The sequence below is a fragment of the Bacillus sp. DE0042 genome, from assembly GCF_007680225.1.
GTDB classification, from domain to species: Bacteria; Bacillota; Bacilli; order Bacillales; family Bacillaceae_G; genus Bacillus_A; species Bacillus_A wiedmannii.
Genome location: NZ_VEJP01000014.1, coordinates 12,231 through 24,160, shown reverse-complemented (window position 1 = coordinate 24,160; position 11,930 = coordinate 12,231). Strand labels below are relative to the sequence as shown.

Below are 11,930 nucleotides of genomic sequence, written 5' to 3'. Positions count from 1 at the left end.
TTTCTACTGATGATCAAAGTGGTGAATTTACCTGTTCATGTAAAAATCACCAACTGTTAGACATAGTATTTTACACATTAGTTCTTCTATGCACGCCGAATTGTATTTTTTTATCTTATATTAGGCATTTATGACTTCTTTTTTTACATCTGGTAGGCCTTTTAATAAATTTTCAGCAATTGTTAACCACTTCGATGTCTCTAAACCATTTGTTTTCATAACGATTTTCAATTGCGATCCTTCCATTCCTAGACCAATCATACGTCCAAAACTATTTCCAAGCATGAATAATTTTCCGCCATCAATATTTTGACTTGCTTGTTCTGAGAACAGAATTGTCACTTCAAATTTATTTTGCTTAATTAACTCAATTTGTTCTTTCATTGCCAATACTTTAATATTTGCAATTTGCAATAAGTAACCAACTTCTTGCGGGTAATCACCAAATCTATCTATCATCTCTTCCTGCAACTCTTCAATATCCTCAATTGCAGAAACACCTCTAAACTGTTTATACATCATAATCTTTTGTTTACTATCTGAAATATAAGCATCTGGTAAATATGCATCTACTTCTAAATCAATTTCAACATTAACTGTATTTTCAACCCCATCTGTTCCTCTACGCTGTTCAATTGCATCTTTTAACATTTGAGAATATAGATCAAATCCGACAGAATCAATAAATCCATGCTGTTCGGCTCCTAACAAGTTACCTGCACCACGAATGGATAAGTCTCTCATCGCAATTTTGAAACCTGACCCAAGCTCTGTGAACTCTTTAATGGCTTGCAGACGCCTCTCTGCAACTTCTGATAACACTTTATCTCGTTTGTATGCAAAGTATGCATATGCAACACGATTAGAACGTCCAACACGACCACGAAGCTGATACAGCTGCGATAGTCCCATACGATCTGCATCAAATACAATTAACGTATTTACATTCGGAATATCTACACCCGTCTCAATAATTGTTGTACTTACAAGAACATCATGCTGCCCTTCTAAAAACGATAGCATAACAGACTCTAATTCACCTTCGTTCATTTTCCCATGCGCATAAGTTACACGCGCGTCTGGAACTAACATCGAAATTTCATCTGCTTTTCTTTCGATATCCTCCACACGATTATATAGGAAGTAAATTTGCCCACCTCTTGCAAGCTCTCGTTCTATCGCTTCTCGCATTAACGCTGGATTATACTCTACTACATACGTTTGGACTGGGAAACGATTTTCTGGTGGTGTCTCAATAACAGATAAGTCACGCACACCAAGCATAGACATATGGAGTGTACGCGGAATCGGAGTTGCCGTTAATGTTAACACGTCAACATTTGCTTTTAATTGTTTAATTTTTTCTTTATGCGTTACACCAAACCTTTGTTCTTCATCAATAATAAGAAGACCTAAATCTTTATAAGTAACATCTTTAGATAAAATACGATGCGTTCCGATTACGATATCTACCGTACCATCTTTTAAGCCTTTAATTGTTTCATTTTGCTGTTTTCTCGTACGGAATCTACTTAATAATCCTATATTGATTGGATAATCTTGAAAACGCTCTCGAATTGTTTCATAGTGTTGTTGTGCAAGGATCGTTGTCGGCACTAAAATTGCAACTTGTTTTTCATCCATAATTGCCTTAAATGCCGCACGGATAGCTACTTCCGTCTTTCCATATCCTACATCACCACAAAGAAGCCTATCCATCGGACGTCCACGTTCCATATCTTTCTTAATCTCTTCAATAGAACGTAATTGATCCTCTGTCTCTTGATATGGGAAAGAAGATTCAAATTCTTGTTGTTCTGCCGTATCTGGTGTATATGCATAACCCTTTGAGGCTTCGCGCTCAGCATATAGTTTAATTAGGTCATCCGCAATGTCTTGTACAGATTTTTCAACTTTCGTTTTAACCTTTTTCCAATCATTTCCGCCCAATTTATAAACTTTTGGATCCTTACCTTCAGATCCTACATATTTCTGCACTTGGTCAATTTGTTCAATTGGAACGTATAACTTATCATTACCTTGATATTTAATATTCAAGTAATCTTTATGAACACCATTAATCTCTAGTGTCTCGATACCTAAGAATTTACCTATACCATGATTTACATGAACTACATAATCTCCAACTTTTAATTCCGAATAACTTTTAATACGTTCAGCATTAGATAACTTCTGCTTACGTTGTGATTTTTTAACTTTCTTATGAAAAAGCTCTTTTTCAGTAATAACAACAAGCTTTTGCATCGGCATTTCAAATCCTGCGTGTAAATCACCTACAGCAATTTGTAACCTTCCAGGCAATAATATATCTGTGCCCTCTACGATATCTGCCTCAATATCATAATCACTTAAAATATGTTGTAGTTTTTTTACACGTTCATCATCTGTGCCGAGCACAACAGTCGTAAAATGCCCTTCGTTCCATCTATCAATTTCAGTTTTCAACAACTGCATCTGCCCATGGAAATCTTGCATTGTTTTACATGTCACATTCACAATGTTTTGTGGATGTGTATGTGCTATATGGCGTAAGAATAACGTTAAATACACAAAACTTCTTTTTTTATGATGAAGAAATTCCTCAAACGAGTGTGAGAAAGATAAATCTTGAATAATTATTCCCTCACCAAGAAGTGATATATACCACTCCGCCTCTTCTGTTTCAAGATGTGATGCTGTTTCTTGAATACGGGAAATCTCATCTAAAACCACAATACCATCTTCTGGTAAATAATCTATCAGACTAGCAGGTTCTTTATAGAAAATAGATAAATATTTAAACATCTGTTCTATACTTTGCCCGTTTTTTAACATCTCAATTTCATGACTTACCGTTTCAAGCACTGTAGTCTTCAATTTATCATCGGAAAGTTTTTGCATCGTCTTAGTCAAGCCTTCCTCAAGATGCTCAATTCCCGACTTCAATTCTTCCTGTGAAAATAAAAACTCTGTTGCTGGACCAAATCTAACACTTTCTTTTTTATCTTGAGAGCGCTGTTCATCCACATCAAATAATCGAATAGAATCAACTTCTGTATCGAAAAATTCAATACGAAATGGTAACTCTTCAGTTAATGGGTAAATATCTAATATTCCCCCGCGCAAACTGAATTCCCCAGGAGCTTCTACCATCGACTTACGCTCATAACCAATATGATGTAAAGTATGCAAGAATGTATCTAAATCAATCTCTTGCCCTAGATTGATTTCGATTTGCCTTTGCTTCCACAACTCTTTCATTGGTAAAAATCTACGTAGTCCTGCAACTGGCGCTACAATAATCCCGTTTTCTCCTGCCGCTAAACGATTCAATACTTCAATACGTTGCGCCTTCAATTCTGGGCTTGCAACACCAATTTCTGATGCTATCAATTCATTTACTGGGTATAACCACACATCTTTTTCACCAAGTAACGCCACTAAATCTTCATGCACTTTTTGTGCTTGATATAAATTATGCGTCACAATAAGTTGTGATTTTTTTGTTTTTTTATATAAGGCCGCCATTAATAACGAACGAGAAGAGGTTGCCATACCTGATACAAGTTGTTCTTTTAAACCATCTTCTAGTCCATTAATAACCGATTGGATCTCTTCATTTTTATAAAATTGCTCTAATAAACCTATCATTTTCAAAACCCCTCTCAACATAAAGAGCAAGCCACTATATTTTATGCAAATATTTTGGAAAAAGAAAACAGAAAAATGCTTTGGACACGCCAAAGCGACAACATTTTATTGCAGAAATTTTTCATATTCATAATACTCAGGATAAGATGCGAGCGTTTCTTGACACGATTCACAAATCGTTTTTATATATATATTTCCATTCTCATGAAAATGAATCATCTCTACTACTTCTTGCTCTGTTAGTTGAAATAAAACGTCGCTATACACTTTTTCTGCAGTAACGGAGCCTACATTACTCCCGCAATGTCTGCAATAATAATAACCTTCCATACTAGCCTCCTAAAAATCCAATTACTACTAGTATGGGTAAAAACAAGACAAAATATTCCCAATCATACCCTTAACTATTGAAGGTATTCATGATTTGAAGAAAAGGTTTATTTAACCATTCTTCACATGCATCCGCTGCTTTTTCAATAGAATGACTCACATCAGGAATTTCTTCCGATGTAAAACGTCCTAATACGTAATCTACTACCTTCATGCCATTTTTCGGACGATCAATTCCCATGCGGATACGTTGAAACTCTTGTGTTCCTAAATGTGAAATTGTTGATTTCACACCATTATGTCCACCAGCACTACCTTTCATACGAAGGCGTAATTTACCTACAGGGATGTCTAAATCATCGTACAGAACAACGAAGTCTTCAACATCAATTTTATAGTAATCCATGAGTGGTCGAATACTTTCCCCAGATAAATTCATATATGTAAGTGGCTTTAATAAGATTACTTTTTCTCCATTAACAAATCCTGCACCAAATATTCCTTTAAATTTTTGTTCATTTAAAGAAATATTCCAACGCTTTGCAAGTTCATCAATCGCCATAAATCCAATATTATGCCTTGTTAATTCATATTCTCTACCCGGGTTCCCAAGTCCTACTATCAATTTCATTCTTGTACCACTACTTTCTTTTTTCGATACGAAAAGACGTAACCAATCTTGGTTACGTCTCATTCTATCCAATTAATTGAATAATACACTTACAGATTCTTCTTCGTATACACGAATGATTGCTTCTCCGATTAGTGGAGCAACTGAAAGTTCATGTACTTTGTCGATTTTCTTCTCTTCTGGTAATACGATAGAGTTTGTTACAACTAACTCTTTAATATTTGAGTTTTGGATACGCTCAATTGCTGGACCAGATAATACTGGGTGTGTACAGCAAGCATATACTTCAGAAGCACCGTTCTCAACAAGAGCGTTTGCTGCTAATGTAATTGTACCAGCTGTATCAATGATGTCATCAATTAAAATTGCTGTTTTACCTTCAATATTACCGATAATGTTCATTACCTCTGATACGTTCGGACGAGGGCGACGCTTATCAATAATAGCGATTGGTGCTTTTAGACGATCTGCCATTTTTCTAGCACGAGTTACCCCACCGTGGTCAGGTGACACGATTACGATATCTTTAAGACCTTTTGTTTCAAAGTAATCTGAAAGGATCGGTACACCCATTAGGTGGTCGATTGGGATATCAAAGAACCCTTGAATTTGTGGAGCATGTAAATCTAGAGTGATTACACGAGTTGCACCTGCTGTTTCAAGCAAGTTTGCTACAAGTTTCGATGTAATTGGTTCACGAGAACGCGCTTTACGGTCTTGACGCGCATAACCATAGTAAGGAATAACAATATTAATTGTTTTTGCAGATGCACGCTTTAATGCATCGATCATAATAAGTAATTCCATGATATGTTCGTTTACTGGGAAGCTTGTAGATTGAATAATGAATACATCGCAACCACGGATACTTTCTTCAATGTTAATTTGAACTTCTCCATCACTAAAACGATCAACAGAACATTTTCCTAGTCCTACTCCAATGTGCTTTGCAATTTGCTCAGCAAGTTCCTTATTAGAGTTTAAAGAGAATACTTTCAAATTAGAATTTAGATATTGAGTCGACATCTAGATTAACCCTCCACATTATGATTTTTTCTTATTCAGCAATTGATCAACATAGTCTTCTTTGTTAACTTGACGTGCACGTGCTACAGATAATGCTTTTGATGGAACATTCTCTGTAATTGTAGAGCCTGCCGCCACATAAGCACCATCTTCAACTGTTACAGGAGCAACAAGGTTTGAATTACATCCAATAAATACCCCGTTACCAATCACAGTTTTGAATTTATTCTTACCGTCATAGTTCACCGTAATTGAACCACAACCAAGATTCACGTCTTCTCCAACTTGTGCATCCCCGATATAACTTAAGTGTGAAGCTTTACTTCTATTACCAAAAACAGTTTTTTTGATTTCCACGAAGTTTCCAACGCGTACTTCATCTCCAATAACTGAATCTGGGCGAATATGTGCAAATGGACCAACCGATACTTCTGTACCAAGTTTACTATCATGTACAGTAGATTGACGAATTGTCGTACGATCTCCAATTTCACTATCGCGAATTACTGTATGCGGTCCAATTTCACAATCAGAACCAATTACAGTATTCCCCTCAATAATTGTTCCTGGATGAAGAACTGTATCACTACCGATAATCGCATCAGCAGAAATATACGTGTTACTTGGATCAATAATTGTAACACCATTTACCATGTTCTTTCGGTTGATACGGTTTTTCATAATAATTTCCGCTTGCGATAGAGCGACTCTGTCGTTAACACCTAACGTTTCATCGAAGTGCTCTGTTTGATAAGCTGATACGATATGACCTTCATTTTTTAAAATCTCAATAACATCTGGCAGGTAATATTCACCTTGTACGTTATCATTTGAAACTTTAGAAAGTGAGGCGAATAAAGCTTTATTATCAAAACAATACGTACCTGTATTGATTTCTTTAATAGCTAATTCTTTATCATTTGCATCCTTATGCTCAACAATCTTTTCAACATGACCATTCTCATTACGAACGATACGACCATATCCAGCAGGTTCTTCTATGTAAGCTGTTAGCACCGTTGCCATTGCCCCTGCCTCTTTATGTTGCTGAAGCAATGATTCCATCGTTTCAGCAGTTATTAGCGGCGTATCACCACAAATAACTAAAGTTGTTCCTTCTTCGTTTGCAAGTACACTTGCAGCTTGATCTACAGCATGTGCTGTACCAAGTTGTTCTGCTTGTAATGCAAACTCACTTACGTTTCCTAGCTGTTCTTGTACCATTTCAGCACCATGTCCTACGACTGTTACAAGTTTCTGCAATCCTAATTGCGTTACTTGATCGACAACATGTTGTACCATAGGTTTTCCACATACAGGATGAAGCACTTTGTATAGCTTAGACTTCATACGTGTGCCTTTGCCTGCAGCTAGAATCACTGCAAATCTGTTTGACATATAGACCCTCCATCGCAACCTATTTATCCATTAACGATATTATCCTAAATCATCATATATTTCAAGAAACACATTTTAACTATTAAATTTTACCATAATTCTTATACGATGTTTTACTCTTTAGTATCTTTTTTAAGAAATAAGCTATACTATTTAAAATGATTTTGAAAAAATTAGAAGTTTTCCTCTTCACTTTAAAGAATTCAGAATTTTCCGTGCAAAAAAATAGATAAAACCACAAAAAAAAACAAACCCCTGTAAATGCTTACAGGAGTTTGTTGCAAAATTATAGGGATTTCTTTAAAAAGCCCTTTTCATTCGAATTTTACGAAGCACCCGCTTCTTCAAACTCAACCTCTTCTAACTCGCCTAAACGATGATACTCTGTTAAAACCGCATCTTGAATTTTAGAGCGTGTATTAGAATTAATTGGATGTGCAATGTCACGGAATTCTCCATCTGGAGTACGTTTACTTGGCATTGCTACAAATAATCCATTATTACCATCAATTACACGAATATCATGAACAACAAATTCATGGTCTAGAGTAATAGAGGCAATTGCTCTCATGCGGCCTTCTGTGTTTACGCGGCGTAATCTTACGTCAGTCACTTCCATCTTGTGTTCACCACCCTTTTCTAAATAAGCGATATATTTGTATAAATTCCACAAAATTTCTATTTTCCCTTTAATTTTTTAAAAATTTTTAAGATAAAAATTTTTAATTTAATTGAATATAGAGATTAGTGGAGGTTATCGCTTACAAAAGATTACTTAACTAGGGCAATTACTTCGATTTCAATTGAAACATCTTTCGGTAATTTTGCTACTTGTACACAAGAACGAGCTGGCTTATGAGTAGAGAAATAAGAGCCGTATACTTCATTAACAGCATTAAAATCATCCATATCTTTTAAGAATACTGTTGTTTTTACTACTGTATCAAATGAAGCACCTACTTCTTCTAATACAGCTTGTAAATTTTGAAATACTTGCTCTGTTTGTACTGTCACGTCTCCTGCTACAAGCTCTCCACTTGCAGTTAACGGAATTTGTCCTGAACTGTAAAACATATTATTTACAATAATCCCTTGTGAATATGGTCCAATTGCTTGTGGTGCATTGCTTGTTTGAACAACTTTCATATTTTTTCACCCTTTTATTATTTATTTTTACTCTTTAAAAATAGTGCACGAAAAGCAGTTTGTCCATCTATTTTATAATTTATAAACAGAATAAAAAAAAGATAAAGCGATCTGCTTTACCTTTTTACTCAGCCTCTACAAGCCCTTCATCAAATGGTGCCAGTGAATAATTTCCCTTTTCCACTTGAATCGCTTTTTCTTTCACATCAACTTCTGATAGACGAATTAATGATACAAAATTATTAATTAGTCGTTCTTCAATATCCGTGGATTCTACTAATACACCAATACCAACAACATTAGCCTTAAACTCTTCTAACATACTCATCATACCTTGAATTGTCCCGCCAGCTTTCATGAAGTCATCAATAATTAAAACATTTGATCCCTCTGGAAGGCTACGCTTTGCTAACGTCATTGTTTGAATTCGCTTAGAAGAACCTGATACATAGTTAATACTAACAGTTGGGCCTTCTGTTACCTTATTATCTTTCCTTGCAATTACTACCGGTACATCTAAGTAATTTGCCACCGCATAAGCAAGTGGAATCCCCTTCGTTGCCACCGTCATAACCGCATCAATTGGTTGCCTAGCAAAAACAGAAGCAAACAAACGACCTGCGCCATTAATATGGCGAGGATTACTTAAAAGATCTGTCATATATAAGTAACCACCAGGCAAAATACGATCTGGGTTTTCAAATAAGCTACAAAGCTCACCAATAATTAGATCTGCCTCTTCCTCACTTATATATGGTATATATTTCACTCCTCCTGCTGCTCCTGGTACCGTTTGCAATGTGCCGACCCCTTGTTGTTCAAACGTTTGCTTAATAATAACTAAATCTTCACTAATGGAAGACTTAGCTGATTGATACCTTTCAGCAAAAAAAGTGAGAGAAACTAGCTGACGAGGGTTTTGTAACAAGTAATACGTCATATCGACTAATCTTGTACTTCGTCTAATTTTCATACTCTCACCTCAAATCACGAATATTCTAAACAAATCATAACGTATTATACGTCTTTATTCAAGCGTTTCTCGCTCTCCTAATAAACGTACTGCGTATACTTGTTCACAAAATCCTTTTAATCCATTATATATACGATGCATTCGCGAATCATGATGCACAAGACCAAATACAGTTGGGCCACTTCCACTCATTAATACAGCATCCGCCCCAAATCGCTTCATCTGTGCCTTAATACGTGCAACTTCAGGATGCATCGCAAACGTTACATCTTCTAAAACATTACCAACAGTATCACAAATCCCTTTGTAGTCCCCAGCATTTATGACGTTAACCATTTTATCTACATTTGGATGTGTAACTCGATTTAACTTTAAATTTCCATACACATCAGCAGTAGATACACCAATATGGGGTTTTGCTAAAATAACCCAACAAGAAGGCGGAGTTTTTATGTGCTCAATTTGCTCTCCTCTTCCAGTGGCAATTGCTGTCCCACCATATACACAAAACGATACATCTGATCCTATTTTTGCGCCAAGCTCTGCTAACTGATCAATTGTAAGCCCTAAATTCCATAATTTATTAAGGCCACGTAATGTCGCTGCTGCATCACTACTTCCACCTGCTAATCCAGCTGCTACTGGAATCGTTTTTTCAATAGTAATAGATACGCCTTTTTTTACATTAAACTTCTCTTTTAATAATTTCGCTGCTTGATAAGCTAAATTTCTTTGGTCGTCTGGGACATACCGATTATGAGATAAAATTTCAATACGGTCTTCTGCTAATTCCATTAGTTCTAAACGATCCGCTAAATCAATTGTTGTCATAATCATTTTCACTTCATGATATCCGTCTTGTCTTTTTCCCAGTACATCTAACGACAGATTAATCTTTGCTGGTGCTTTCACTAGTAGCTTCAATCTATTCACCCACTCTATGTACTCAATCTTTTATCGTTTATTTTACCATAAATTTATAGTAAGACGATGACACTTCCCTAATTATAACGAAAAGCATTCAGAATGAAACTACTTATGTAAAATGATGGCACCTTTTCGAGTACAAAAAGCCGAGGAATCACTCCTCGGCTACCGTAGCATAGAAAGTATCTTACAACTACTGGTTTTGTTTCATTAATTGCTGTTCTGCAATTTCTATAGCACGTTTCACCATGTTACCAGCATCTTTCGCACGAATTCCGCCCCAGCCTTCTTTCTGAACAACATCATAAAAGCCTAGCTCTTTTGCAAGCTCTTCTTTAAATTGATTTGACATGACACCTCTTCGTCTACTCAATGCAGAGTCCCTCCTTATTTTGCTACGGTATAATTAGTATGCAAAATAATATAGCTTTTCATTTGTGGGAATATATGTAACGATACATGAATTATAAAATCACTTCATTATGAGGTTCACCATAAAACGTTAACTCTACTGTCTCTGTTAAAACATCCGCATAGCTATATGATACACGTTGTAACGCATCTTCTTGCTGATCCAATTGTACAACAAAAACAGAACGGTACGTTTCTGCAAGTACACCTGATTGCTCTACTGTTTTTCTTCTCCCACTATTTGCCTTTAACATCAGTCTCTGTCCAAGATGGTGATCTAATTCGCTTTTAATTTCATCTAAACGTTTTGACATATACTTCGTTACACCTCGCTGTAATTTAGATTGAACACTTAAAACACGATATATCTATCCCAATTATTAACCGCAACTCACAGACAATATCATTATAAAAGCATCATGCGTTCAAATAGATAGAAGAAATACTATATTGTAAAAGTATCATTATGTAGTCTGCGCGTTCTTGTCTCTTTTTATCCAAGCTGATTTAAATCCTTTCCATACAAAAAAGCAAGATACATATGTACCTTGCTTATTCTTCATAATGTTGAAAGGGTAATCCAGTTCGTAAAATTCCCCTCGTCTCAATACCGCCAAGTCCCTTTTCGCCGGTAATCGTATTACGTACAACATCCCATACATTTACTCTTTCCATAAATGACGTAAAACTAATTTTTCCAACCACATATACAGGATCTAGTGCGTGAATATTAATTCTAGATGGTGAACTAGCAAAATTAGCACCTGCTCGAATTAATGCTTCAAAGTGTGATTGGCATGCCCCAGCAAAAATAACGAGTTGATCCAATGATGGATATTTTTTTCTCACTTCTCGAACAGCCTGTACAAAATGCCTTGAATGCCTATATGCTGCTAAATCTCCCTTTACCCCTTTTGATTTTGTATATGCATCGTGTCCTGTAATAACTAAAATGTCCGGACGAAAATGATCTATTAAATCTACTACCTTTTCATGCATCTCTGTTTCTTTACAATGAATACCTTGTACAGGAACACCAATTTTATTATATAAGTCTAAGCACTTGCGCAAATATAACGGGTCTCCATCTATATGCAATACACGTCCTGGCATTTGAAAATAATTTACCTCACTTGTATATCCACCCGTTGAAGTGTGTTCATGCCTTTGTTTCATTAATACATAATCTTGTTGAAACAAACGATACGTACGCTCCATCGTTTCTTTCTCACGCTTCGCTCTTTTTTTATGTTCTCGTTGGTCTATACTAATTAAATCTTCAAGTGGCGCATCTGCCACCAGTCTAATTTCCTCTCCAAATAATATAGCTATCTCGCCTTTTATTTCTATAATGCGAAAAAGGATATCCCTATTATGAGAATATCGTTCCACTAATTCTCCAACATGTAAAGCCATTCTCCTACCTCCAAACTCGTT

The 11,930-nt window shown here is 35.9% G+C and carries 12 protein-coding genes; all 12 read right to left on the bottom strand.

The genetic code is table 11. The features are described from left to right. Positions 1–120: 120 nt before the first annotated feature. The 12 genes from mfd to yabG all read right to left on the bottom strand — a co-directional run bounded on the left by mfd (position 121) and on the right by yabG (position 11,909). On the bottom strand, positions 121–3,651 hold the full coding sequence (mfd, locus tag FS802_RS29460) for a transcription-repair coupling factor (RefSeq protein WP_064475156.1): 3,531 nt from the start codon (positions 3,649–3,651) through the stop codon (positions 121–123). A gap of 105 nt (positions 3,652–3,756) precedes the next feature. Continuing rightward, positions 3,757–3,981, bottom strand: a complete 225-nt coding sequence (locus FS802_RS29455; protein WP_000399441.1) for an anti-sigma-F factor Fin family protein — start codon at positions 3,979–3,981, stop codon at positions 3,757–3,759. A gap of 70 nt (positions 3,982–4,051) precedes the next feature. Then, on the bottom strand, positions 4,052–4,612 hold the full coding sequence (gene pth, locus FS802_RS29450; RefSeq protein WP_078183735.1) for an aminoacyl-tRNA hydrolase: 561 nt from the start codon (positions 4,610–4,612) through the stop codon (positions 4,052–4,054). 72 nt (positions 4,613–4,684) lie between these two features. Continuing rightward, complete coding sequence (locus FS802_RS29445) at positions 4,685–5,638, bottom strand: ribose-phosphate diphosphokinase (RefSeq protein ID WP_000107420.1); 954 nt, start codon at positions 5,636–5,638, stop codon at positions 4,685–4,687. Between the two features lie 18 nt (positions 5,639–5,656). Continuing rightward, on the bottom strand, positions 5,657–7,036 hold the full coding sequence (glmU, locus tag FS802_RS29440; protein ID WP_000071047.1) for a bifunctional UDP-N-acetylglucosamine diphosphorylase/glucosamine-1-phosphate N-acetyltransferase GlmU: 1,380 nt from the start codon (positions 7,034–7,036) through the stop codon (positions 5,657–5,659). 325 nt (positions 7,037–7,361) lie between these two features. Then, positions 7,362–7,655: a septation regulator SpoVG gene (spoVG, locus tag FS802_RS29435; protein ID WP_000454042.1), complete on the bottom strand. Its 294-nt coding sequence runs from the start codon at positions 7,653–7,655 to the stop codon at positions 7,362–7,364. A 152-nt stretch (positions 7,656–7,807) separates the two neighbouring features. Continuing rightward, a complete protein-coding gene (locus tag FS802_RS29430) occupies positions 7,808–8,182 on the bottom strand; it encodes a RidA family protein (RefSeq protein ID WP_144525657.1) in 375 nt (124 codons plus the stop codon). Between the two features lie 124 nt (positions 8,183–8,306). Further along, positions 8,307–9,155, bottom strand: coding sequence for a pur operon repressor (gene purR, locus FS802_RS29425; RefSeq protein ID WP_000702481.1), 849 nt, complete (start codon positions 9,153–9,155; stop codon positions 8,307–8,309). Positions 9,156–9,209: 54 nt separating this feature from the next. Beyond that, positions 9,210–10,079: a 4-(cytidine 5'-diphospho)-2-C-methyl-D-erythritol kinase gene (gene ispE / locus FS802_RS29420; protein WP_000772096.1), complete on the bottom strand. Its 870-nt coding sequence runs from the start codon at positions 10,077–10,079 to the stop codon at positions 9,210–9,212. A gap of 196 nt (positions 10,080–10,275) precedes the next feature. Beyond that, positions 10,276–10,455 carry an acid-soluble spore protein SspF gene (gene sspF, locus FS802_RS29415; RefSeq protein ID WP_001985066.1) on the bottom strand — a complete coding sequence of 60 codons (180 nt, stop codon included), beginning with the start codon at positions 10,453–10,455 and terminating at the stop codon, positions 10,276–10,278. 91 nt (positions 10,456–10,546) lie between these two features. Further along, positions 10,547–10,807 carry a biofilm formation stimulator Veg gene (veg, locus tag FS802_RS29410; RefSeq protein WP_000044349.1) on the bottom strand — a complete coding sequence of 87 codons (261 nt, stop codon included), beginning with the start codon at positions 10,805–10,807 and terminating at the stop codon, positions 10,547–10,549. Positions 10,808–11,045: 238 nt separating this feature from the next. Next, positions 11,046–11,909 carry a sporulation peptidase YabG gene (gene yabG, locus FS802_RS29405; protein WP_001173738.1) on the bottom strand — a complete coding sequence of 288 codons (864 nt, stop codon included), beginning with the start codon at positions 11,907–11,909 and terminating at the stop codon, positions 11,046–11,048. Positions 11,910–11,930 lie beyond the last annotated feature (21 nt).